General features: G+C 72.1%; 21 protein-coding genes and 1 tRNA gene. 11 read left to right on the top strand and 11 right to left on the bottom strand.

Annotated features, from left to right (window positions below; genetic code table 11):
* Window positions 1-138: 138 nt before the first annotated feature.
* Both polX and ACWDD7_RS36815 read right to left on the bottom strand, forming a co-directional pair.
* A complete protein-coding gene (polX, locus tag ACWDD7_RS36820) occupies window positions 139-1,863 on the bottom strand; it encodes a DNA polymerase/3'-5' exonuclease PolX (RefSeq protein WP_450460606.1) in 1,725 nt (574 codons plus the stop codon).
* A gap of 70 nt (window positions 1,864-1,933) precedes the next feature.
* A tRNA-Leu gene (locus tag ACWDD7_RS36815) sits at window positions 1,934-2,021 on the bottom strand.
* A 210-nt stretch (window positions 2,022-2,231) separates the two neighbouring features.
* Between ACWDD7_RS36815 and ACWDD7_RS36810 the strand changes: the two genes are divergently transcribed.
* The 3 genes from ACWDD7_RS36810 to ACWDD7_RS36800 all read left to right on the top strand — a co-directional run bounded on the left by ACWDD7_RS36810 (window position 2,232) and on the right by ACWDD7_RS36800 (window position 4,859).
* Complete coding sequence (locus ACWDD7_RS36810) at window positions 2,232-3,557, top strand: M20/M25/M40 family metallo-hydrolase (protein ID WP_450460605.1); 1,326 nt, start codon at window positions 2,232-2,234, stop codon at window positions 3,555-3,557.
* A 165-nt stretch (window positions 3,558-3,722) separates the two neighbouring features.
* A complete protein-coding gene (locus tag ACWDD7_RS36805) occupies window positions 3,723-3,956 on the top strand; it encodes a chaplin (RefSeq protein WP_351874212.1) in 234 nt (77 codons plus the stop codon).
* 129 nt (window positions 3,957-4,085) lie between these two features.
* Window positions 4,086-4,859, top strand: a complete 774-nt coding sequence (locus ACWDD7_RS36800) for a chaplin (RefSeq protein ID WP_450460604.1) — start codon at window positions 4,086-4,088, stop codon at window positions 4,857-4,859.
* A 108-nt stretch (window positions 4,860-4,967) separates the two neighbouring features.
* Here ACWDD7_RS36800 and ACWDD7_RS36795 read toward each other — a convergent pair whose 3' ends face one another.
* Entirely contained in the window at window positions 4,968-5,156 is a 189-nt protein-coding gene (locus ACWDD7_RS36795) for a DUF5703 family protein (RefSeq protein ID WP_037661951.1), read from the bottom strand.
* Window positions 5,157-5,203: 47 nt separating this feature from the next.
* Between ACWDD7_RS36795 and ACWDD7_RS36790 the strand changes: the two genes are divergently transcribed.
* Window positions 5,204-5,914, top strand: a complete 711-nt coding sequence (locus ACWDD7_RS36790) for a hypothetical protein (RefSeq protein ID WP_351881419.1) — start codon at window positions 5,204-5,206, stop codon at window positions 5,912-5,914.
* 108 nt (window positions 5,915-6,022) lie between these two features.
* Here the strand turns inward: ACWDD7_RS36790 and ACWDD7_RS36785 are convergent, their stop codons facing one another.
* Together ACWDD7_RS36785 and ACWDD7_RS36780 are read right to left on the bottom strand one after the other, a co-directional pair.
* Window positions 6,023-8,335, bottom strand: a complete 2,313-nt coding sequence (locus tag ACWDD7_RS36785) for a helix-hairpin-helix domain-containing protein (RefSeq protein ID WP_450460603.1) — start codon at window positions 8,333-8,335, stop codon at window positions 6,023-6,025.
* Window positions 8,332-9,315: an aldo/keto reductase gene (locus ACWDD7_RS36780; protein WP_351878168.1), complete on the bottom strand. Its 984-nt coding sequence runs from the start codon at window positions 9,313-9,315 to the stop codon at window positions 8,332-8,334. The genes ACWDD7_RS36785 and ACWDD7_RS36780 overlap by 4 nt, the downstream gene beginning before the upstream one ends.
* Before the next feature lie 139 nt (window positions 9,316-9,454).
* Here ACWDD7_RS36780 and ACWDD7_RS36775 point away from each other — a divergent pair, with 139 nt between their 5' ends.
* Together ACWDD7_RS36775 and ACWDD7_RS36770 are read left to right on the top strand one after the other, a co-directional pair.
* On the top strand, window positions 9,455-10,510 hold the full coding sequence (locus tag ACWDD7_RS36775; protein WP_351878171.1) for an LLM class F420-dependent oxidoreductase: 1,056 nt from the start codon (window positions 9,455-9,457) through the stop codon (window positions 10,508-10,510).
* A gap of 203 nt (window positions 10,511-10,713) precedes the next feature.
* Entirely contained in the window at window positions 10,714-11,502 is a 789-nt protein-coding gene (locus ACWDD7_RS36770; RefSeq protein ID WP_450460602.1) for a ferritin-like domain-containing protein, read from the top strand.
* 25 nt (window positions 11,503-11,527) lie between these two features.
* Here the strand turns inward: ACWDD7_RS36770 and corA are convergent, their stop codons facing one another.
* Window positions 11,528-12,529 (bottom strand): magnesium/cobalt transporter CorA, encoded by a 1,002-nt coding sequence (gene corA, locus ACWDD7_RS36765; protein WP_450460601.1) that lies wholly within the window; start codon window positions 12,527-12,529, stop codon window positions 11,528-11,530.
* A gap of 62 nt (window positions 12,530-12,591) precedes the next feature.
* On the opposite strand from corA, the gene ACWDD7_RS36760 reads away from it, so the two are divergent.
* The 4 genes from ACWDD7_RS36760 (at window position 12,592) to mshC (ending at window position 16,113) form a co-directional block, all read left to right on the top strand.
* Entirely contained in the window at window positions 12,592-13,278 is a 687-nt protein-coding gene (locus tag ACWDD7_RS36760; protein ID WP_450460600.1) for a histidine phosphatase family protein, read from the top strand.
* A gap of 97 nt (window positions 13,279-13,375) precedes the next feature.
* Window positions 13,376-13,966 carry a DUF3090 domain-containing protein gene (locus ACWDD7_RS36755; protein WP_285562422.1) on the top strand — a complete coding sequence of 197 codons (591 nt, stop codon included), beginning with the start codon at window positions 13,376-13,378 and terminating at the stop codon, window positions 13,964-13,966.
* On the top strand, window positions 13,930-14,757 hold the full coding sequence (locus tag ACWDD7_RS36750; protein ID WP_351878184.1) for an SCO1664 family protein: 828 nt from the start codon (window positions 13,930-13,932) through the stop codon (window positions 14,755-14,757). Before ACWDD7_RS36755 ends, ACWDD7_RS36750 begins: the two co-directional genes overlap by 37 nt.
* A 126-nt stretch (window positions 14,758-14,883) precedes the next feature.
* Window positions 14,884-16,113, top strand: a complete 1,230-nt coding sequence (mshC, locus tag ACWDD7_RS36745) for a cysteine--1-D-myo-inosityl 2-amino-2-deoxy-alpha-D-glucopyranoside ligase (RefSeq protein ID WP_450460599.1) — start codon at window positions 14,884-14,886, stop codon at window positions 16,111-16,113.
* Between the two features lie 155 nt (window positions 16,114-16,268).
* On the opposite strand, the gene ACWDD7_RS36740 is transcribed toward mshC, so the two are convergent.
* The 5 genes from ACWDD7_RS36740 to ACWDD7_RS36720 form a co-directional block, all read right to left on the bottom strand.
* Window positions 16,269-17,204, bottom strand: coding sequence for a PAC2 family protein (locus ACWDD7_RS36740; protein ID WP_351878190.1), 936 nt, complete (start codon window positions 17,202-17,204; stop codon window positions 16,269-16,271).
* A gap of 214 nt (window positions 17,205-17,418) precedes the next feature.
* Window positions 17,419-19,035, bottom strand: a complete 1,617-nt coding sequence (locus ACWDD7_RS36735) for a glycerol-3-phosphate dehydrogenase/oxidase (protein ID WP_351878193.1) — start codon at window positions 19,033-19,035, stop codon at window positions 17,419-17,421.
* Between the two features lie 48 nt (window positions 19,036-19,083).
* Window positions 19,084-20,622, bottom strand: a complete 1,539-nt coding sequence (gene glpK, locus ACWDD7_RS36730) for a glycerol kinase GlpK (protein ID WP_351878196.1) — start codon at window positions 20,620-20,622, stop codon at window positions 19,084-19,086.
* A gap of 76 nt (window positions 20,623-20,698) precedes the next feature.
* Window positions 20,699-21,490 carry an MIP/aquaporin family protein gene (locus ACWDD7_RS36725; RefSeq protein WP_351878199.1) on the bottom strand — a complete coding sequence of 264 codons (792 nt, stop codon included), beginning with the start codon at window positions 21,488-21,490 and terminating at the stop codon, window positions 20,699-20,701.
* Between the two features lie 353 nt (window positions 21,491-21,843).
* Window positions 21,844-22,608, bottom strand: coding sequence for an IclR family transcriptional regulator (locus tag ACWDD7_RS36720; RefSeq protein WP_351878202.1), 765 nt, complete (start codon window positions 22,606-22,608; stop codon window positions 21,844-21,846).
* A 312-nt stretch (window positions 22,609-22,920) separates the two neighbouring features.
* On the opposite strand from ACWDD7_RS36720, the gene ACWDD7_RS36715 reads away from it, so the two are divergent.
* A partial coding sequence (locus tag ACWDD7_RS36715; protein ID WP_450460598.1) for a homocysteine S-methyltransferase family protein occupies window positions 22,921-23,897 on the top strand: 977 nt, incomplete at its 3' end.

The following is a 23,897-nucleotide window of genomic DNA, read 5'->3' as shown; positions in this document are numbered from 1 at the left end:
GCTGCACACCTACAATCACCACCGCGGACACACCGCACTCAAAGGCCAACCACCCGCCAGCCGCGTCCCCAACCTCTCAAGGCAATACACCTAGCGCGCGTGCCCCGCTCGGCGCCCGCCCTTGCGCAGGAACCGGCGTCAGCGCCCGCCCTTGCGCAGGAACCGGCGCAGCCGCGTCAACGGCCAGGTGTTGATCACGTCGTCCGGGGTCAGCCAGCCGCGCTGGGCCGTGCCGATGCCGTACCGCAGCTGCGCCAGCTGCGGCACCGAGTGCGCGTCGGTGTTCACCGCGAACCGCACCCCGTGCGTCCGCGCCCGCAGGATGTCCTCGTCGCCCAGGTCCAGCCGGTCCGGCTGGGCGTTGACCTCCAGCGCGGTCCCGGTGCGCGCGCAGGCCGCGAACACCTCGTCCCAGTCCGCGTCCACCCCCGCCCGCCGGCCGATCAGCCGGGTGGTGGGATGCCCGAGGACGTTCACGTACGGGTTCTCCACCGCCCGCACCAGCCGCCGCGTCATCGCCTTCCGCCCGAGGTCGAAGCGCGAGTGCAGCGAGGCCACGCACAGATCGAAACCGGCCAGGAACTCGTCCGGCCAGTCCAGGCCGCCGTCGGGCCCGATGTTCAGCTCCGTGCCGTGCAGCAGCCGCATCCGGCGGTGCCTGCCGTCCAGCTCCCGCACCCGCTCCCGCTGGGCGAGGATCTTCTCGTCCGTCATCCGCTGCATGTACAGGTCGGGCGCGTGATCGGTCACCGCGTAGTACGCGTAACCGCGTCGCGCCGCCGCCTCCACCATGGCGTCGAGCGACGCCAGCCCATCGGTGAGATCCGTATGCGTGTGCAGGTCGCCCCGGACGTCCCGCTCGGTCACCACCTCCGGCAACTCCCCGCGCAGCGCCGCCTCGATCTCCCCGCGGTCCTCCCGCAGCGTCGGCGGGATCCACGGCAGCCCCAGCCGCGCGTACACCTCCTCCTCGGTGCGGGACGCCACCGACTCCCCGCTCTCCGCGTCGAACACGCCGTACTCCGACAGCTTCAGCCCCCGGTGCACGGCGATCGTCCGGGTCCGGATGTTGTGCGCCTTCGAACCCGTGAAGTACTGGAGCCCCGCGCCCCACGACTTCGGCGGCAGCACCCGCAGATCCACCTGGAGCCCCTTCCCGGTGCGCACGGACGTCTTCTTCGTCCCCCGCGCGATCACCTCCGCCGTGCCCGGCAGCTCGCACAGCGCCGCCATGAACGGCCCCGACCGCTTCGCCGCCACCAGGATGTCCAGGTCCCCGACCGTCTCCCGCATCCGGCGCAGCGACCCCGCGTACGCGCACCGTCCGCACCCGGTCACCGCCTTCAGCGCGTCCACGATCTCCTCGGCGCTCTCCAGCGCCGGCGCCAGCGGCACCCGGGCCCCCGCCTTCTGCAACAGCTCGATCCCGTGCCGGATGTTCTCCTGCGTCTTCTCCCCGAACCCCTTGAGATCGGCCAGCCGGTCCGCCTCGATCGCCGCGGCCAGCTCGCTCACCGACGAGATGTGCAGGTCCTCGTACAGCCGCAGCGCCTTCTTCGGCCCGAGCGTCGGGATGCTGATCAACTCCCGCACCCCGGCGGGGATCCTGGCCCGGCGCTCCTCGACCGCCGCCACCTTCCCCGTACGCAGATACTCGACCACCTTCCCGGCGATCGACCGCCCCACGTTCGGGATCTCCCGCAACCCGTCCTCGTCCAGCTTCCCGACGTCCCCCGGAAAGCCTCCGATGGCGCGCGCCGCCTTCTCGTAGGCGCGCGCCTTGAACGCGTCGCCTCCGGTGATCGCGATGAGGTCGGCGTACTCCCGCAGGACCGCCTCGACCTCGTCGTTGACCCGGGCCACATGGACAAGTCTAGGAACCCGCCCGCGTCCGGGCACGCGAAAGGCCCCCTGCCGAGCAGGGGGCCCTCACTGGTGTCCGAGGGGGGACTTGAACCCCCACGCCCGATAAAGGGCACTAGCACCTCAAGCTAGCGCGTCTGCCATTCCGCCACCCGGACAAGGTGTCTGTCGTGCGCGGTTCTCCCTCGGCGGGGTTTCCCTCGCGGCGACGAAGGAAACATTACCAGGCTTTCGGGGGTGTCTGATCACCCCGGCCCGGGGCCGCCCCGCGTGAACGGCGTGTGACGGGCCGGGACCGGTCTTGGGCCGGGGCCGGGCACGGAGAGAGGATGAGGGGGACCACCAGCAGGGAAGCGGGAGGAAGCAGCGTGAGCGAGACGGACACGGCCCAGGGCGTCACCGGTGAGGACGAGGTCGTGGACCTCTGCCGCGAGCTGATCCGGTTCGACACCAGCAACTACGGCGACCACTCCGGGCCCGGCGAGCGCCGGGCCGCCGAGTGGGTCGCCGAGAAGCTGGCGGAGGTCGGCCTGGAGCCGAAGATCTACGAGTCCCACCCCGGCCGCGCCTCCACCGTGGCCCGCATCGCGGGGGAGGACCCGTCCCGGCCCGCCCTGCTGATCCACGGCCACCTGGACGTCGTGCCGGCCAACGCCGACGACTGGACCCACCACCCCTTCTCCGGCGAGATCGCCGACGGGTGCGTGTGGGGGCGCGGGGCGGTCGACATGAAGGACATGGACGCCATGACGCTCGCGGTCGTGCGCGACCGGCTGCGCGGCGGGCGGCGGCCCCCGCGCGACATCGTCCTGGCCTTCCTCGCCGACGAGGAGGCCGGCGGCACCTTCGGCGCCCGGCACCTCGTCGACCGCCACCCCGAGCTGTTCGAGGGCGTCACCGAGGCGATCAGCGAGGTCGGCGGCTTCTCCTTCACCGTGAACGAGCAGCGGCGGCTCTATCTGATCCAGACGGCCGAGAAGGGCATGCACTGGATGAAGCTCACGGTGGCCGGCACCGCCGGGCACGGCTCCATGATCCACCGCGACAACGCCATCACCGAGCTGTCCGAGGCGGTCGCCCGGGTCGGCCGGCACAAGTTCCCGGTGCGGGTCACCAAGACCACCCGGGCCTTCCTCGACGAACTCGGCGACGCGCTCGGCACCGAGCTGGACCCCGAGGACATGGAGGCCACCATCGCCAAGCTCGGCGGCATCGCCAAGCTGATCGGCGCGTCCCTGAGCAACACCGCCAACCCGACCCAGCTGAACGCCGGTTACAAGGTCAACGTCATCCCGGGCGAGGCCACCGCGCACCTCGACGGCCGCTTCCTGCCCGGGTACGAGGAGGAGTTCCTCAGCGACCTCGACCGGCTGCTCGGCCCGCGTGTGCGCCGCGAGGACGTGCACGCCGACAAGGCCGTCGAGACCAGCTTCGACGGCGCGCTGGTCGAGGCCATGCAGTCCGCGCTGCTCGCCGAGGACCCCGTCGCCAAGGCCGTCCCGTACATGCTCTCCGCAGGCACCGACGCCAAGTCCTTCGACGACCTCGGCATCCGCGGCTTCGGCTTCGTCCCGCTGAAGCTGCCGCCGGAGCTGGACTTCGCCGGCATGTTCCACGGCGTGGACGAGCGGGTGCCGGTGGACGGGCTCCGGTTCGGCGTGCGGGTGCTCGACCGGTTCATCGACGCGTCCTGAGACACCCGAGGCGTCCGGGCCGAGGCCACGCGGATTTCGGGCGCTCGTTCGAGATCGACTGAGAAGGGTGAATGCGACCATAAGCTCGTAGCTCCATTACTCCCTCCTCGTTACAGGTGATGCGAACCCCGCACTTTGGGATCGCATCGCCAACGAGGAGGAACAATGATCAAGAAGGTCGTCGCTGCCGCGGCTGCCACCGGTGGGCTGGTTCTCGCGGGCGCGGGCCTGGCCGTCGCCGAGTCCGGTGCCCAGGGCGCGGCCCTGCACTCCCCGGGTGTCGTCTCCGGCAACGTCATCGAGGCGCCCGTGCACGTCCCGGTGAACGTGTGCGGCGACACGATCGACGTGATCGGGATCCTGAACCCCGCCTTCGGCGAGGCCTGCGCCAACAACTGACGCGGGTTCCCCGAGGAGCCATCCACTCCGAGGGGCGTCTTCTACCAGCCGTCGGCCTCGGAGCACGCTCCATACGCTCCGAGGCCGACCGGCCTTTTCCAGACAGCGAAGGCAGGGGGGTACACAGCAATGCGACAAGGAACCCGTAAGGGTCTGATGACCATGGCGGCGGCGACCGGGGTGTTCGCCGCCGCGACCGGTATGGCTCACGCGGACGCGGGCGCGTCCGGCGCCGCCACCGGCTCGCCCGGCATCCTGGCCGGGAACACCGTGCAGGTACCGGTGCACGTACCGGTCAACGTCTGCGGCAACACCGTCGACGTCGTCGGACTGCTCAACCCGGCGATGGGCAATGCCTGCGCCAACTCCGGCGGCGGCCAGGGAGGTCAGGGCCACGGCGGCTCCGGGGGCGCGCAGACCGGAGGACACAGCTCAGGCTCGCCGGGTGTGGGATCGGGCAACACCGTCCAGGTGCCGATCGACGTCCCGGTGAACGTGTGCGGCAACACCGTCGACGTCATCGGCGTGGGCAACCCCGCCACCGGCAACGACTGCGCCAACGGCGGGGGAACGCACGGCCGTCCACCGGGCGGCGGCACTCCCACTCCGCCGGGCCAGCCCGGTCACCCGGGTCACCCGGGCCACCCCGGTCACCCGGGCCACCCCGGTCACCCTGGCCACCCGAGTCACCCTGGTCAGCCGGGGACTCCGCACCACCCCGGGACCCCGGCGACCCCGCCCGCCCAGAACGTGCACGTGCCGCAGGGCTCCTCGGCCTCCCTGGCCAGCGGCCAGCTCGCGCACACCGGCAGTGACCTGCCGTTGGGCCTCGCGCTGCCGGCCGGCGCGGGCGCGCTGATCGCGGGTGCCGTGCTCTACCGCAAGGCACGGGCCAGGGCCTAGTCGGACGGACGAGCACGCCGCGGCGAACGGCGACAGGGGAGCGGGCCGGCCCGACCGGCGGGCCCGCTCCGTTCCTTTCGCGCCCGCGTCGTGCTCAGCTGTCCCGCCTCACCACGTGGCCCGCAGCTGGCGGATGATCCGCCGCCGCAACCGCACCTTCCGGCTGCCGTCGCGCAGCAGGCTCAGGCGGTCCAACTCCCAGTGTCCGTACTCGGCATGGTCCGTCAGCAGACGTGTGGTCTCCTTGCGGGACACCCCGCGGGGGACATACACGTCGACAAATTCGTATTCCGGCATCGCATCTATTGTGCGGGCTGGTGCCCGGTACGGATAGCGTCTGCACTATGTCTGATGCTGCGCAGCCCACCGCTGCCGAGGTACGCGCCGCCGCCAAGGCGATCAAGACCGCGCTCGACCGTCACCTGGCGGCGGTCGAACGCAGGTCAGGAGACGACGACCCGGCCGTCTTCGAGGCGTTCAACCAGCTGGCCGCGGCCGCGGAGGTGTACGACGAGCTGCTCTACGACCGTTACGACGAGGTCACTCCCTTCGAGATCCCCGGCGCCGACGAGACGCTGCCGCCGTACGCGGGCCCCGAGGAACCCCACGCGATCAGCGTGCTGATCCGCCGCGACTACACCGTGGCGGAGCCCCAGCGGCTGCTGGCCCAGGCCGAGCGGGTCGAGGCAGCGGACTACGAGGACATCGCCGGCGTGGACGAGGACGCGGCCGGCACCGTCCCCGGGGCGCTCGGGCTCCTCTTCGGCGAGTTCGAACCGGACGAGATCGCCTCCCGGCACAAGGAGTTCGGCCTGGAGGAGGGCGATTCCACGCTGTGGGTGACCGCGGCGGAGGAGGCGCCGGAGGCCGGTGAGTGGCTGGAGGCGCCGTTCGAGCACATCGATCCGCAGGCGGTGGTGTGCCGGTTCGATGTCAGCGCCGTGTTCGATGACGAGGACGACGAGGACGACGCCGACGATCTTGAGTTCGTGGACGACGAGGACCCGGACGAGGCGGATGACGAGGACGCGCGGGTCCCGGGGGCCAGGAGGTGACCTCGGGCGCGGTGCCGTAGCGGCCTGAGGCCGGTACGGCACCGCGGTGCCCGTACGGTGCTGCGCCGCTCGCCCGCGGCTGCGGGGCGGTGACTGCCGGTGTCCGTCTCAGCCACTCTGCGACTGGGGGCGCAGCAGGGTTCCCAGCCTGGTGGTGCGGGGCTTGGCCGGGATGTCCGTGACGGCCCTCGGCAGGGCCTGTTCCGCGCCGTGGACGACGGACAGGTGCCGCTCGCCCCGGCCGAAGGCGGTGTACACCCATGGCCTGCTCAGCGCCTGGACGGCGTCGCCGGGCAGGACCACGATCGCCGCGGGCCAGCGTCCGCCCACCGCCTGGTGCGCGGTCAGCGCCCAGCCGTGCCGTACACACCCCTCCACCCGCTCGCGCGGTACGACCACGGGGGTGCCCGCGCAGGACAGATGCAGGCCCTCGGCGTCGGCCTTCACCACCGTGCCCGGCAGCGTCCGGCCCGGGGCGGGGGAGTAGGCGACACGGTCACCGGGGTCGAAGCCGCCGAACCGGCCGGGGCCGGGGTTGAGGCGTTCCTTCAGGGCGGAGTTGAGGGCCCGGGTACCGGCCGCGCCGCCGTGGCCCGGGGTGATCACCACGGTCCGTTCGGCGGGGACGCCGAACGCCCTCGGCACCGAGTCCGCGACCAGCTGCACCGTCCGGTGCACGGCCTCGCCCGCGTCCCGCACGGGCACGATCACGACCTCCTTGCCGGGCGCCTCGACCTGGTTCAGCTCGCCGATGCCGATCCCGGAGACCAGCTCGCCGATCGGACCGGGGTCGGGGGTGCGGGAGGCGATCTGGGGGCAGACGCGGGCCGCGAGCAGATCGGCGAAGACCCGCCCGGGACCCGCCGACCACAGCAGCGCCGGGTCCCCGCTGAGCACGAGCCGCGCCCCGTCGGGCAACGACTCCACCAGCATCGCCGCGCCCTCCACGTCCAGTTGGGGCGCGTCGAGCACGATCAGCAGGTCCAGCTCCAGCGCCCCGTCCGCGTCCCGCCCGGGCCCCTCGGCACCGGTCAGCAGTCCGGCCACGCTGCCCACGCCCGCCCCCGGCGTGCCCGGCAGCGACGCGAGACGCTCGCGGCCGTCCGGTGTATGGCACACGGCGAGGGCCCGCAGGCCCGCGCCGTGCGCGGCGGCGAGCAGGGCCGCCGGTTCCGCGCGGGAGGACTCGCCGCCGGTGTGCAGGACCAGGCCGTGTCCGGCGACCGCGCGGGCCAGCTCGACCGCACCGCCCGACACCCCCGCGACGACCGCCGCCCAGGCCTCCCCGGCGCCCTGGGAAGGGGAGTTGATCAGCCGGGCCAGGCCGTCGGCGAGACTCTCCTCGGCCAGGGCGTACCGCTCCAGGGCGACGAGCACCCGCACCGGGCGCTCCTCCTCCTCCTCGCCGTCCTCCTCCCGCGCGGCCGGGGCGCCCGGTTCCTCCAGGGCGTCCTGGAACAGCAGGGCCTCGCCCCCGGCCAGGGTGCTCTGCACCGCCGCGTCCGGGTCCGGCACGCCCTGTTTGGCCAGGGCCGCGGTGAGCGCGGACAGTTCCAGGGCGGTGTGCCCGGCGAGAGCCGCCTGCTCCAGCAGCCAGACCGTCACCGCCCGCCCCCGCCGCTCGTCGTCCGGCCCGCACCCGGCGCCGAGCAGCGCCCGCGCGAAACCGTCCGCCTGCTCCGGCCGCACTCCGGGGGTCCTCAGCAACTGCCAGGGGTCCTCCCGCAGCGCCTTCCCGGCCCCCTCACCGAGCGCCACGGCCGCCTGGCGGGCCAGCGCCTCGGGCGCACCGCCCTCCACCAGCACCCGGCGGACATCGTCGACCGTCCGCGAGGAAGGACCGACCGCCACGGGGGCGGGTGCGGGCCGCGCCGGCTCCGGCGCGGGTGCCGGACGGACCGTGGCGGCCGCGGGAGCCGGCTCGGGCGCCCGCTCCGACGTGGACCGCGCGGGCTCGGTGAACACCGTGGAGGGCGGCTTCCCGCCGCCCTCCACCGCGCGCACGGCAGCCAGCAGGTCGGCCGCCTTCCCGCTGAGCTTGGCGCCGCTCTCGACGGGTCCCTTCTTCTCCGCCTTCCGCCGCTCGATCCGCTCCCGCTCCACCCGCTGCGCGGCCAACTCGGCCTCCGCCTCGGACAGCTCGGGCTTACCGGCGGCCTCGGACGCCGCCTCCGCGGACCCGCCGCCCGCGTCCCCCGCCTCCGCCTCCGCGGACCCCGCGTCCCCCGCCTCGGACACCCCGGGCGCGCCCGCACGGCCCTGCGACGGTTCGCCCGTCTCCCCGTCGTCCCCGTGCTCGGTCCCGCCGTCCCCCGCGAGCGCACGCCCGGCCGCATCCCCGGCCGTCGGCGTCCCCTGCGCCTCCGGCGTCTTCGGCGTCCCGGGCCCCGTTTCCTCCGTGGTCTCCGGTTCCGTGCTCACAGCGTGCTCCAGTCGTGATCGGGATAGCGGTGCAAGGGCGCCGACACATCGTCCAGCGCCCGGCAGATCTCGTCAGGAAGACTAAGCGCCTCCACTGACAACGCCGCCGTGAGCTGCCGCGCGGTGCGCGCGCCGACGATCGGGGCGGTGACTCCGGGGCGGTCGCGGACCCAGGAGAGGGCGACCTGGAGCGGGGTGACCGCGAGCCCGTCGGCGGCCGTGGTCACCGCGTCCACGATGCGCGTCGCCGCGTCGTCCAGATACGGCTCCACGAACGGCGCCAGATGGTCGGACGCGCCGCGCGAGTCCGCGGGCGTCGTGTGCCGGTACTTTCCGGTCAGCACGCCCCGGCCGAGCGGCGAGGAGGGCAGCAGGCCCACGCCCAGGTCCATCGCGGCGGGCAGCACCTCGCGCTCCACGCCCCGCTGGAGCAGCGAGTACTCCATCTGCGTGCTGGCCAGCCGGGTGCGGGTACCCGGCGCCGCGAGCTGCCAGGTGGCCGCCTTGGCGAGCTGCCAGCCGCAGAAGTTGGACACCCCCGCATACCGGGCCCGGCCGCTGGCCACCGCTATGTCCAGGGCCTGGAGCGTCTCCTCCAGCGGGGTCCCGGCGTCGTACGCGTGGATGTGCCAGAGGTCGACATGGTCCGTGCCCAGGCGCGCCAGCGAGGCGTCCAGCGCGGCGAGCAGATGGCCGCGGGAGCCGTCGAAGCGGCGCTCGGGATCGGGGACGCTGCCCGCCTTGGTGGAGATGACCAGGTCCCGGCGCGGCACCAGCCGCTCCATCAGCCGTCCGAGCAGGTACTCCGCCTCCCCGCCGCCGTACACGTCCGCCGTGTCGACCAGGGTGCCGCCGGCCTCCCAGAACGCCTTCAGCATGTCCGCGGCGTCATGCTCTTCGGTGTCCCGTCCCCACGTGAGGGTGCCGAGTCCGATCCGGGACACGCGCAGGCCGGTACGGCCGAGATGCCTCTGCTCCATGTCCGCGAGATTACTGGCCAGAACCAGTGCGGTGGGTTGCCTGTGGACAACTCGTACGGGCCCGCACGGGGCGCCCTGGGCGCCCCCGCGCTAAGGTCTGCGCCACAGGGACGTTACTCATGGGTAAGGGGATTCGGCCATGCAGCTCGGACTCAACCTCGGCTACTGGGGTGCGGGAATGGACGGGGACAATCTGGCCGTGGCCCAGGAGGCCGACCGGCTGGGGTACGCCGTGTGCTGGGCCGCCGAGGCCTACGGCTCCGACGCGGCCACCGTGCTCAGCTGGGTCGCCGCCCAGACCGAGCGCATCGACGTCGGCTCCGCGATCTTCCAGATCCCGGCCCGCCAGCCCGCGATGACCGCGATGACCGCGGCCACCCTGGACGCCCTCTCCGGCGGCCGTTTCCGGCTCGGCCTCGGCGTCTCCGGACCGCAGGTCTCCGAGGGCTGGTACGGCGTCAGGTTCGACAAGCCGCTGGCCCGCACCCGCGAGTACGTGGACATCGTCCGCAAGGCGATGACCCGCGAGCGGCTGTCGTACGAGGGCGAGCACTGGACGCTGCCGCTGCCCGGCGGTCCGGGCAAGCCGCTCAAGCTGACCGTGCACCCGCAGCGCGAGCACATCCCGCTGTACATCGCCGCGATCGGCCCGAAGAACCTGGAGCAGACCGGCGAGATCGCCGACGGCGCCCTGCTGATCTTCCCCGCCGCCGAGCACCTGGAGGAGACCACCCTCACGCACCTGCGCGCGGGCCGGGAGAAGGCGGGCAGGACCCTCGACGGCTTCGACGTGTGCCCGACCCTGCCGCTCGCCGTCGGCGACGACAAGGACGTGGCCGCGCTCGCCGACACCTTCCGCCCCTACACCGCCCTGTACGTCGGCGGCATGGGCAGCGCCAAGCAGAACTTCTACAACCAGCTCGCCCAGCGCATGGGGTACGAGAAGGAGGCCGCCGAGATCCAGCGGAAGTACCTGTCCGGGGACAAGCAGGGCGCGGCCGCCGCGATCCCGCAGGACCTCATCGACAAGACCGCGCTGCTGGGGTCCGTCGACCGCATCGCCGACCGGATGAAGGCCTACGCCGACGCCGGTGTCACCACCCTCAGCCTCGCCCCCGCCGGCTTCACGCTGGAGGAGCGGCTCGCCTCCCTGCGCGCGGGCACGGAGGCCCTGGAGCGCGCCGGGCTCGCCTGAGCCAGGAGATCTTCCACGGCCGTGGTGGGGGCTCGGGGTCTTCCCCGCCACGGCCGTCACGGGGAACAACGCGGCCGTCGGCGAGCGGTTACGACCCCGCGCTTCCCCTCTTCGGCCGAACCTGCCCGCACCCCTGTTGCGGCACCCCTCCGCCCGCACTTGAGTCGTTCTTCACGGAACGTGGCAGAAAGAGGGTGACCGTCATGCTGTCGGCCAAGAGTCTTTTCCGGGAGATCCTCGACCACGACGAGTCCTTCCGGCTCTTCTGCTCCATCGCGGCCGGCGGCGAGGCCCAGGGCGGCTGGGAGAACGGCCGCATCGCCGCCCTGGCCCCGCCCGGCCAGCGCGCCCTCGCCCCCAAGATCGCCCGCCACGGCGCCGACGAGGACAAGCACGGCCGCATCTTCACCGCCCTCCTGCGCAAACGCGGTCTCACCCCGGCGCCCGTACCGCCCGAGACCGACTACACGATGCTCCTGGAACGCCGCGGCATCGGCCTCTCCCACGCCCGCCTGCGCCGGGACGAGCCGCTGACCGAGCGGGACATCGTCGTCTACCTCGCCCACAGCCGCGTCACCGAACAGCGCGCCGCCGAACAGATGGCCCTGCTCCTGAAGCACTTCGCCGGCCACCCGGAGATCGGCAGGGCCGTGCGGTTGATCGCGGACGACGAGGACAACCACCTCGCCTACACCCACGAGGAGCTCCTGCGCCTCGCCGCAGCCGGACACGGCCGGTTCATCCAGCGCACCCTGCGCGCCTGCGCCCTCGCCGAGATCCGCGTCCACCGCGACGTCAGCCTCGCCGTCATGGCCCGGATGAGCCGCCTCCTGGGCTGGTCCCGCACCAGGTCCGCGCTGCTCGCGGCGGGCATCCGCGCCGTCTACTGCTACGAGCGTCTCGTCGGCTGGCACCGCATGGTCACCCTCGGCATGCCCGCCCGCCGCGACCCCCTCGGCGATCCCGCCACCCCCGCACCCGAGTTCGTCTGAGCCTGTGCGCCCGAAGGGGCACCCCTCACAGCCACTCCCGCCGCTTGAACATCCGGTACAGGACCACCTCCAGCAGCGCCATCACCAGGATCACCGCCGGATACGCCCACAACCAGTGCAGTTCGGGCATGTGGTCGAAGTTCATGCCGTAGATCCCGGCGATCATCGTGGGCACCGCCGCCATCGCCGCCCAGGCGGAGATCTTCCGCATGTCGTCGTTCTGCCGCACGCTCGTCTGCGCCAGATGCGCCGACAGCACGTCCGACACCAGCCGGTCCAGACCCTCCACCGACTCGTTCACCCGAGCGAGATGGTCGCCGACGTCCCGGAAGAACGGCCGCGCCTCCTCATGGACGAACGGCACCCCGGCCCCGGTGCCGAGCGGGCCCGTCCCCGCCAGCCGGTTCAGCGGCGGCGCCAGTGGCCCGGTCGCCCGGCGGAACTCCACGATCTGCCGCTTGAAGCCGTAGATCCGCGAGGCGGTGTTGCGCGCGCCCCCGACCTCCGGCCGGAACACCTCCGCCTCCACCTCCTCCAGATCCGTCTGGAGCTCGGTCGCCACCTCCAGATAGCGGTCCACGATGGCGTCGGCGATCGCGTACAGCACCGAGGTGGGCCCCTTGTCGAGCATCTCCGGCTCGTCCTCCAGCCGGTGCCGCACCGCCGCCAGCGGCGAGGCCTCACCGTGCCGCACCGTCACCACGAAGCTGTCGCCGACGAACACCATCACCTCGCCCGCCGAGACGGTGTCGCTCGCCGCCTCGTACGCGACCGGCTTCAGCACCATGAACAGCGAGTCCTCGTACACTTCGAGTTTGGGCCGCTGGTGCGCTTTGAGAGCGTCCTCCACCGCCAGCGGGTGCAGCCCGAACTCCCGGGTCACCAGGTCGAACTCCCGCTCGGACGGCTCGTACAGCCCGATCCACACGAACCCGCCCGCCGCCCGCGCCTCGGCGAGCGCGTCGGACAGGTCCTCCGGACCCTCGGTCCGCTGTCCGTGCCGGTAGACGGCGCAATCGACGATCACGGAGCGCATTCTCCCTTCACGAGATCACCGGCGCACCACCTGATGCGCCTACCCTGGTCCGCATGCCCACGCTGATCCTCGTAAGGCACGGACGTTCCACCGCCAACACCTCCGGCGTACTCGCCGGCTGGACCCCGGGGGTCACCCTGGACGAACGGGGCGTCGCCCAGGCCGCCGCCCTGCCCGAGCGCCTCGCCGCCCTGCCCCTGGCCGAGGTCGTCACGAGCCCGCTCCAGCGCTGCCAGGAGACCGTGGCCCCGCTGCTCGCGGCCCGCCCCGGCCTGCGGGTCCACACCGACGACCGGATCGGGGAGTGCCACTACGGCGACTGGTCGGGGCGCAAGCTCGCCGAGCTCAAGGACGAACCGCTCATGGAGATCGTCCAGGCCCACCCCTCCGCCGCGGCCTTCCCCGGCGGTGAGTCCATGCGCGCCATGCAGGCCCGCGCCGCCGAGGCCGTCCACGAGTGGAACGCGCGCGTCGAGCGCGACCACGGCGCCGACGCGGTCTACCTCGTGTGCTCGCACGGTGACATCATCAAATCCCTGGTCGCCGACGCCCTCGGCCTCCACCTCGACCTCTTCCAGCGGATCTCCGTGGAGCCGTGTTCCATCACCGCGATCCGCTACACCCGACTGCGCCCCTTCCTCGTCCGCCTCGGCGACACCGGTGACTTCGGCTCGCTCGCCCCGCGCGAGGAGCACCCCGACGGCGACGCACCGGTCGGGGGCGGCGCGGGCGCACCGTGATCGTCGGCCGCAGTAGGGTGAAGCGATCCGCGCCGCCGCGCATCCGCGGCGGCCCGCACAAGCACCGCCGAAACTCTCGACCCCATGGAGACAGGACGTGTCCCGTCAGGTGTTCCTCTACGATCCGCCGGACCGCTTCGTGGCGGGCACGGTCGGACTGCCCGGACGCCGTACGTTCTTCCTCCAGGCCATCGCGGGCCCCCGGGTGACCAGCGTGGTCCTGGAGAAGACCCAGGTCGCCGCGCTCGCCGAGCGCATGGACGAACTCCTGGACGAGGTCGTGCGCCGCAGCGGCGGCAGCGCCTCCGTCCCGGCCATGGCGCCGAGCGAGGTCGCCGACACCGCCCCGCTGGAGACGCCCGTCGAGGAGGAGTTCCGCGTCGGCACCATGGCCCTGGCCTGGGACGCCGAGGAACAGCGCATGGTCGTGGAGGCGCAGGCTCTCGTGGAGCTGGACGCCGACACCGAGGAGGACCTCGCCGAGGCCGAGGAACGGCTGCTCCAGGACGAGGAGAACGGGCCCCCGATGCTGCGGGTCCGGCTGACCGGCGCGCAGGCCCGTGCCTTCGCCAAACGCGCCCTCGACGTCGTCAACGCCGGGCGGCCGCCGTGCCCGCTGTGCAGCCTCCCGCTCGATCCGGAAGGACACGTATGCCCGCGCCAGAACGGATACCGCCGCGGGGCGTGACGGCCGCCGACCCGGACGCCGCCGGGCTGCTCGCCCGCGGTGAACTGACCGTGCGCGGCCGCATCCGCGACGCCTCCAACGCCGCCCTGTTCTGCACCGTCGCCCAGGACGGCCGGGAAGCCACCTGCGTCTACAAGCCGGTCGCCGGGGAACGCCCCCTGTGGGACTTCCCCGACGGCACCCTCGCCGCCCGCGAGGTCGCCGCCTACGAGGTCTCCGCGGCCACCGGCTGGGGCCTCGTCCCGCCGACCGTGCTGCGCGACGGCCCCTACGGCGAGGGCATGTGCCAGCTCTGGGTCGACGTGTCCGCCGAGACCGAACTCCTCGCCCTCGTCGACGGCGAGGAGCCCGGACCCGGCTGGAAGGCCATCGGCTTCGCCGAGGTCGGCGAGGGCCGCACCGCGCTGCTCGTGCACGCCGACGACGAGCGGCTGCGCCGCCTCGCCGTCCTCGACGCCGTGATCAACAACGCCGACCGCAAGGGCGGCCACCTGCTGCCCACCGCCGACGGCAGGCTCTACGGCATCGACCACGGTGTCACCTTCCACACCGAGGACAAGCTGCGCACCCTGCTGTGGGGCTGGGCCGGCGAACCCCTGACCGCCGAGGCCGTCGAGGTCCTCAAGAGACTCCGCGACGCCCTGGACGGCGACCTCGGCGAGCGTCTCGAACCCCTCGTCACCGCCGCGGAACTCGACGCCACCCGCGCCCGCGTCGCCGCCCTGCTCGCCTCCGGAGTGCACCCGGAACCCGGCGGAGAGTGGCCGGCGATCCCCTGGCCGCCCGTGTGACGTACCCGTGAGGACGGGCCGGCGTCCTGCTCAGCACACTGCGGCCGAAGATACAAGGGCACACAACCGGCCATCCGACGCGATCCCGGTCGTGTACGCGACTCGCGGCCGGTTAGGCTCATGTACATGCATGCCTGGCCCGCTTCCGAGGTCCCCGCCCTGCCTGGTCAGGGCCGCGACCTGAGGATCCACGACACCGCGACCGGCGGCCTGGTCACCCTCCAGCCCGGTCCCGTCGCCCGCATCTACGTCTGCGGCATCACCCCGTACGACGCGACCCACATGGGTCACGCGGCGACCTACAACGCGTTCGACCTCGTTCAGCGCGTGTGGCTCGACACCAAGCGGCAGGTCCACTACGTCCAGAACGTCACCGATGTCGACGACCCCCTCCTCGAACGCGCGGAGCGCGACGGCGTCGACTGGGTCGCCCTCGCCGAGAAGGAGACCGCCCTCTTCCGCGAGGACATGACCGCCCTGCGGATGCTCCCGCCGCAGGAGTACATAGGCGCCGTCGAGGCGATACCCGGCATCGTCCCGCTCGTGGAGCGGCTGCGCGACCTCGGTGCCGCCTACGAGCTGGACGGCGACGTCTACTTCTCCGTCGAGTCCGACCCGCACTTCGGCTCGGTCTCGCACCTCGACGCGGCCGCCATGCGGCTGCTCTCCGCCGAGCGCGGCGGCGACCCGGACCGTCCGGGCAAGAAGAACCCCGTCGACCCGATGCTGTGGATGGCGGCCCGTGAGGGCGAGCCCAGCTGGGACGGCGCCTCCCTCGGCCCCGGCCGCCCCGGCTGGCACATCGAGTGCGTGGCCATCGCCCTCGACCACCTCGGCATGGGCTTCGACGTCCAGGGCGGCGGCTCCGACCTCGCCTTCCCGCACCACGAGATGGGCGCCTCGCACGCCCAGGTGCTCACCGGCGAGTTCCCCATGGCCAAGGCGTACGTCCACGCCGGCATGGTCGCCCTGCACGGCGAGAAGATGTCCAAGTCCAAGGGCAATCTGGTCTTCGTCTCCCAGGTGCGCCGCGACGGCGTCGACCCGGCCGCGATCCGCCTCGCCCTGCTCGCCCACCACTACCGCGCCGACTGGGAGTGGACCGACCAGGTCCTCCAGGACGCCGTGAACCGCCTCACCCACTGGCGCGCCGCGGTCTCCCGCCCCGACGGCCCCTCCGCCGACGCCCTGGTCGAGGAGATCCGCGACGCCCTGTCCAACGACCTGGACGCCCCGGCCGCCCTGGCCTCGGTGGACCGCTGGGCCGCGCGGCAGGAGTCCGAGGGCGGCACGGACACGGGTGCGCCCGGTCTGGTCACGAGGGCGGTGGACGCGCTCTTGGGCGTCGCCCTGTAAACGCCGCTGATCCCCGCGCCCCCACAGGGTCGCGGGGAACCGCGCGACAGACCACGACGGCCCGGCAGCCGCTCGACGAGCTCAGGCGGCGCCGTCGGCGCGTCGGCGACAAAAAGAAGGGGCGGCCCCGACCGGGACCGCCCCTTCGCCGTGCCTCAGTCCTCCGAGCCACCGCCCTCGTCGCCGTCATCGCCGGCCGGGCCGCCGGAGGCGTCCGCGTCCGGTCTGGACGGGCGCGCCTTGCCGCCCGGTGCGTCCCGGCGCCGCAGATACCGCTCGAACTCCCGCGCGATGGCCTCGCCGGAGGCCTCCGGCAGCTCCGCGGTGTCCCGGGCCTCCTCCAGCGTCTGGACGTACTCCGCGACCTCGCTGTCCTCCGCGGCCAGCTGGTCCACGCCCACCTGCCAGGCCCGCGCGTCCTCGGGCAGCTCGCCCTGCGGGATACGCAGGTCCAGCAGGTCCTCCAGACGGTTCAGCAGCGCCAGCGTGGCCTTGGGGTTGGGCGGCTGCGAGACGTAGTGCGGCACCGCCGCCCACAGCGAGACCGCCGGCACCCCGGCATGCGCGCACGCCTCCTGGAGGACCCCGACGATGCCCGTCGGCCCCTCGTACTTCGTCTCCTCCAGGTCCATCCGCTGCGCCAGGTCCGTGTCCGACGTGACTCCGCTGACCGGCACCGGACGTGTGTGGGGCGTGTCCCCGAGCAGCGCGCCCAGGACCACCACCAGCTCCACGCCCAGCTCGTGGGCGAAGCCGAGCAGCTCGTTGCAGAACGAGCGCCAGCGCATGGACGGCTCGATGCCCCGCACCAGCACCAGGTCGCGCGGCTTGTCACCACCGACGCGGACCACCGACAGCCGGGTCGTCGGCCAGGTGATCTTGCGTACCCCGCCCTCCATGAACACCGTCGGCCGGTTCACCTGGAAGTCGTAGTAGTCCTCGGCGTCCAGCGCCGCGAACACCTCGCCCTTGAACTCGCGTTCCAGATGCGCGACCGCCGTGGAGGCGGCGTCACCGGCATCGTTCCAGCCCTCGAACGCGGCCACCATGACTGGGTCGATCAGCTCGGGAACCCCCTCCAGCTCGATCACCCAGTGCCTCCTTCCGACGTGCCCTTGCTTGACCCACCAACCTTACGGCGTCCGGCAAGGGCGTCCGCAGTCCCCTTGTAGGGGGCAGTGAACGGATCACTGCCCCGCGCTCCCCGCTCGAACACCCCTCGCGCCCCGGAGAAACCCCGGACCCGTGGGCGCGCGGAAAGGGCGGCCCGCGCGTCACGCGCCGCCCCTTCCGGCCCCGCGGGGACTACTTCCCGTCGAGCAGGCCCTGGACCTTCGCCCGGATCTCGTCCGTCGCCAGGCCGCGGATCGTCAGCGTGGTGCGGCGGCGCAGCACGTCGTCCGCCGTCTCGGCCCACTCGTGGTCGCGGGCCCACACGACCTGCGCCCAGATCTCCGGCGCGTCCGGGTGCACCCGCTGCGCCAGCTCAGGGTTCTCGTTCGCCAGCCGGGCGATGTCGAAGGCCAGCGAGCCGTAGTGGGTCGCCAGGTGCTTGGCGGTGTCGGCGCCCATCCGCGGGCCCGGCGCCGGGTGGTCCACCAGCAGCCGGTGCGCGACCGCGCGCGGGTTGGCGACACCGGGCAGCGGAAGCTTCTTCGGCAGCGAGGAGATCGGCTCGAAGTCGTCGCCCAGCGGGTGGCCCGGCAGCGACTCCAGCTTCTTCATGATCGTACGACCGATGTGGCGGAACGTGGTCCACTTGCCGCCCGCGACGGACAGCATGCCGCCCTTGCCCTCGGTCACCACCGTCTCGCGCTTGGCCTTCGCGGTGTCGCCGGGACCGCCCGGCAGCACCCGCAGACCGGCGAACGCGTACGTGATCAGGTCCTTCTTCAGCTGCTGGTCCCGGACGGAGAACGCGGCCTCGTCCAGGATCTGGGCTATGTCCTTGTCGTTGACGGAAACATCCGCCGGGTCGCCCTCGTACTCCTCGTCGGTGGTGCCGAGCAGCAGCATGTCCTCCCAGGGGAGGGCGAAGGTGATCCGGTACTTGTCGATCGGCGTCGCGAGCGCGGCCTTCCACGGCGAGGTCCGCTTCAGGACCAGGTGCGCGCCCTTGGACAGACGGATGGACGGCGCCGCGTTCGGGTCCTCCATCCTGCGCAGGTGGTCGACCCACGGGCCGGTCGCGTTCAGCACCAGACGGGCGTCGACGCCGAACTCGTCACCGGACTGCCGGTCCCTCAGCTCCGCGCCCGTCACCCGGCCCCGGGTGAAGCGCAGGCCGGTGACCTCGGCGTGGTTCAGCACGACCGCGCCCGCGTCGACGGCCGCGCGGACCGTCATCAGCGCCATGCGCGCGTCGTTCATCTGGTCGTCGCCGTACACGGCCACGGCCTTGAGGTTCTCCGTACGCAGCTCGGGCACGTCCTGCGCCGCCTTGGCGGGGGAGAGCAGGTGGCCGACGCCGTCGCCGAACGCGGAGAGCGCCGAGTAGGCGAAGACGCCCGCGCCGAGCTTCGCCGCGCCGTGCGGCCCGCCCTTGTACACGGGGAGGTAGAAGGTCAGCGGGTTCGCCAGGTGGGGGGCGACCTGACGGGAGACCGCACGGCGTTCGAAGTGGTTCTCCGCCACCAGCTTCACCGCGCCGGTCTGCAGGTAGCGCAGACCGCCGTGGAGCAGCTTGGAGGAGGCGGAGGACGTGGCACCGGCGAAGTCGCCGGCGTCGACCAGCGCCACCCTGAGCCCGGACTGCGCGGCGTGCCAGGCGGTGGAGATGCCCAGGATGCCGCCGCCGATCACAAGAAGGTCGTACGACGCCTTGGAGAGCTGCTCCCTGGTCTCGGCGCGGCTCGGATTGGAGCCGGAGGCCGGACGCGTTCCCAGGGCAGGCACGGACTGCAGGGTGGACTGACTGGTCATGTGGGGTACTTACTCCTCGTCAGAGCGGTCTGAGCTGGAAGAGGCCGCTCAGCTCTCGTCTTCGAGCCAGCCCATGGTCCGGTCAACGGCCTTGAGCCAGTTCTTGTACTCACGGTCGCGGGTCTCCGCGTCCATGCGGGGGGTCCACTCGGCGGCCCGGCGCCAGTTGGCGCGCAGCTCGTCGGTGCTGGACCAGAAGCCGACGGCGAGGCCGGCGGCGTAGGCGGCGCCGAGGCAGGTGGTCTCGGCGACCATCGGGCGCACCACCGGCGCGTCCAGGACGTCGGAGAGCGTCTGCATCAGCAGGTTGTTGGCGGTCATGCCGCCGTCGACCTTGAGGGTGGCCAGCTCGACGCCCGAGTCCTTGGTCATGGCGTCGGCGATCTCCCGGGTCTGCCAGGCGGTGGCCTCCAGGACGGCGCGCGCGAGGTGTGCCTTGGTGACGTACCGGGTCAGACCGGCGATCACACCGCGGGCGTCGGAACGCCAGTGCGGGGCGAACAGGCCCGAGAAGGCCGGCACGAAGTAGGCGCCGCCGTTGTCCTCGACCGAGAGCGCGAGCGTCTCGATCTCGGCGGCGGTGGAGATCAGGCCCATCTGGTCGCGCATCCACTGCACCAGCGAACCGGTGACGGCGATCGAGCCCTCCAGGGCGTAGACCGTGGGCTGCTCGCCGATCTTGTAGCCGACGGTGGTCAGCAGACCGGCGTACGAGTTGATGATCTTGTCGCCGGTGTTCATCACCATGAAGGTGCCGGTGCCGTAGGTCGACTTGGTCTCGCCCTCGGAGAAGCAGGTCTGGCCGAACAGGGCCGCCTGCTGGTCGCCGAGCGCGGAGGCGACCGGGATGCCGCCCAGCAGGTCGCCGAGCGTGCCACCGGTGACCTCGCCGTAGACCTCGGCGGAGGAGCGGATCTCGGGCAGGATCTGCAGCGGCACGCCGATGGACTCGGCGATCTTCGCGTCCCACTGCATCGTGTGCAGGTTCATGAGCATGGTGCGCGAGGCGTTGGTGACGTCGGTGACGTGCTTGCCGCCGTTGACGCCGCCGGTCAGGTTCCAGATGACCCAGGTGTCCATGGTGCCGAAGAGGATGTCCCCGGCCTCGGCGCGCTCCTTGAGGCCCTCGATGTTGTCGAGCAGCCAGCGAGCCTTGGGACCGGCGAAGTAGGACGCCAGCGGCAGGCCGGTCTCGCGGCGGAAGCGGTCCTGGCCGACGTTGCGGCCCAGCTCCCGGCACAGGGCGTCGGTGCGGGTGTCCTGCCACACGATGGCGTTGTGGACGGGCTCACCGGTGTTCTTGTCCCACAGCACGGTGGTCTCGCGCTGGTTGGTGATCCCGATGGCCTTGATGTCGTCGCGGGTGATGCCGGCCTTGGCGACGGCTCCGGCGACGACCTCCTGGACGTTGGTCCAGATCTCGTTGGCGTTGTGCTCGACCCAGCCCGGCTTCGGGAAGATCTGCTCGTGCTCCTTCTGGTCGACGGAGACGATGCGGCCGTCCCGGTCGAAGATGATGCAGCGCGAGGAGGTCGTGCCCTGGTCGATCGCCGCGATGAAGGGGCCTGCGGTGTGGGCGTCGGTCACTGTGTGCTCCTGAAGGGTCCGTGGTGAGAGGGGCTGAACGTACGGCGCGTGGGCGAAACCCGGGCGGGGGGTTCCGTCAGAAGGCGACGTTGTAGATACCCGCCGCGATGGCGGCGCCGATCAGTGGGCCGACCACCGGGATCCAGGCGTAGCTCCAGTCGGAGCCGCCCTTGTTGGGCAGGGGCAGCAGGGCGTGCACGATGCGCGGGCCGAGGTCACGGGCCGGGTTGATCGCGTAGCCCGTCGGGCCGCCGAGGGACAGGCCGATGGCCACCACCACGAACGCGGTGATCAGACCGCCGAGCGGGCCGAGGCCGTTGCCCTGGTTGTTCAGGCCCTGCGTGAGGACCGCGAGGATGAGCACGATGGTGCCGATGATCTCCGTGACGAGGTTCTGCGCCACGTTCCGGATCTCCGGGCCGGTGGAGAAGATGCCGAGGACCGGGCCGGCACCCTGCTCCTGGGCCTCGACCGCCTTGGCCGACGTGGTCTGGGCGCCCGGACCGCCGACGATCTCCTTGTCGGTCAGGTGCGCGTGGAACTGGCCGTAGTAGGCGAGCCACACCAGGGTCGCACCGATCATGGCACCGAGCAGCTGGCCGCCGAGGTAGTACGGAACGTTGCTCCAGTCGCTGTCCTTGATGGCCAGCGCGACGGTCACGGCCGGGTTCAGATGGGCGCCGGAGAGCGGCGCGGAGATGTACACGGCCGTCATGACCGCGAAGCCCCACCCGAAGGCGATGGCGAGCCAGCCGGCGTTACGGGCCTTGGAGGCCTTCAGCGTGACGGCGGCACACACGCCGCCGCCGAGCAGGATGAGTATGGCGGTACCGAGGGTCTCGCCGATGAAGATGTCGGAGCTGGACACCCGCGACTCCTTTGTCCTTCGTCCAGGGGTAAGCGAACCCCGGTCCCATCGGGGGTTCTGGTGCCCTCGGGGTGAGAGCGATGCCGGCCCTTGGCGTTGTCACACTCTAACGCGTATTGCCGGTAGGTGTTCGACAATGCCGACCGATGGACGGGAGTCTCGCTTCGGTGTTGCGCATGCGTCAAGGGTTCTCTTATCGAAAACCGGATCGTTATTGATCGCCGCCGGCTATCACTCTTCGCTACGCTATGCAGTTTTTGCCCCTGTATATCCATTTCAGGGTAGGGCGAGAGCCGGAACGCCGCCCGGCGTCCCGGTCATACCCACAACAGAGCGTGATCCCTCAGGAACCCTCAGAATCGCCCGGCGCCCAGGTCCCGGGAGACCGCCCGGGCGCAGTCGCGCACCGCCGCGATCAGCTCGGGCCGCAGCTCGCCCTCCCGGCACAGCCGCTCCACCGCACCCGTGATGCCGACCGCGCCCACGGGCATCCGGCGCCGGTCGTGGATGGGCGCGGCGATCGACGCCACTCCCTCCCACGTCTCCTCCACGTCGGCCGCGTAGCCCCGCGCGCGGGTGAGGTCGAGGATGTGCTCGAACTCCGCCGCGTCGCACACCGTGCGGTCGGTGAAGGCCTTGCGCTCGGCCTCCAGTGCCTCGCTGTGCGCCACCGGGTCGTACGCGGCCAGCACCTTGCCCAGCGCCGTGCAGTGCAGGGGCTGCATGGCCCCGATCTCCAGCACCTGCCGGCTGTCGTCGGGCCGGAAGACGTGGTGCACGATCAGCACACCGTGCTGGTGCAGCACCCCCAGGTGCACGCTCTCCCCGCTGGAGCGGGCCAGATCGTCCGTCCACACCAGGGCGCGCGCCCGCAGCTCGTGGACGTCCAGATAGGTGGTGCCCAGGCGCAGCAGCTCCGCGCCCAGCTGATAGCGGCCCGAGGCGTCGTCCTGCTCCACGAACCCCTCGTGCTGGAGGGTGCGCAGGATTCCGTGCGCGGTGCCCTTGGCGAGGCCGAGCGAAGAGGCGATGTCCGACAGCCCGAGCCGTCGCTCGCCGCCCGCGAGCAGCCGCAGCATCGCGGCCGCGCGTTCGAGCGACTGGATGTTCCGTGCCATCGCCGTCCTGCCTCCGTCCCCTTCGACTGCCGAAACGCATCTGCGGGCGAAGAGCGCCGACTTCTCGCGCTTCGCTACCGCCGTTCGGCAATGTCGAACACTACCGGTCCATGTCGACCTCCCGCTAATGGTCGGTCGACACCTGTTACATCACATGTGGCCCGCGCGTGGCGGCGAGGCCATCGGCGTCCGTCACGTGGACGCCTGTGCCCATCCAAGCCCACACCCGGTTAGTCTGGCGCCGTGCGGCCCTTCCGCCCGCCGAGGGGCACCGCATAGCCGACAGCCGTCGCACCTATAGGGAGCCCCTACATGGCCTCGTTGCCAACGTCCCCTACCGCCGACAGCCGGACCCGTGTGTCCGCGCTCCGAGAGGCGCTCGCCACCCGCGTGGTGGTCGCCGACGGAGCCATGGGCACCATGCTCCAGGCCCAGGAACCCACCCTGGACGACTTCCAGCAGCTTGAGGGCTGCAACGAGATCCTCAACCTCACCCGCCCCGACATCGTCCGCTCCGTCCACGAGGCGTACTTCGCCGTGGGCGTCGACTGCGTCGAGACCAACACCTTCGGGGCCAACCACTCCGCCCTCGGCGAGTACGAGATCTCCGACCGCGTCCACGAACTGTCCGAGGCCGGTGCCCGCGTCGCCCGCGAGACCGCCGACGCCTTCACCGCCCGCGACGGCCGCCCCCGCTGGGTGCTCGGCTCCATGGGCCCCGGCACCAAGCTGCCCACCCTCGGCCACGCGCCCTACCCCACCCTGCGCGACGCCTACCAGCGCAACGCCGAGGGCCTGGTCGAAGGCGGCGCCGACGCCCTCCTCGTGGAGACCACCCAGGATCTCCTCCAGACCAAGGCGTCGGTCATCGGCGCCCGGCGCGCCCTGGACGCCCTCGGCCTGGACCTCCCGGTGATCGTCTCGGTCACCGTCGAGACCACCGGCACCATGCTCCTCGGCTCCGAGATCGGCGCGGCCCTCACCGCGCTCGAACCGCTCGGCATCGACATGATCGGCCTCAACTGCGCCACCGGCCCGGCCGAGATGAGCGAGCACCTGCGCTACCTCGCCCGCAACGCCCGCATCCCGCTGTCCTGCATGCCCAACGCGGGCCTGCCCGTCCTCGGCAAGGACGGCGCCCACTACCCGCTGACCGCCACGGAGCTGGCCGACGCCCAGGAGACCTTCGTCCGCGAGTACGGCCTCTCGCTCGTCGGCGGCTGTTGCGGCACGACCCCGGAGCACCTGCGCCAGGTGGTGGAGCGGGTCCGGGGCCTGACCCCGCCGGC

The organism is Streptomyces sp. NPDC001056, assembly GCF_053598955.1.
This window is presented reverse-complemented; position numbering and strand designations above follow the sequence as displayed.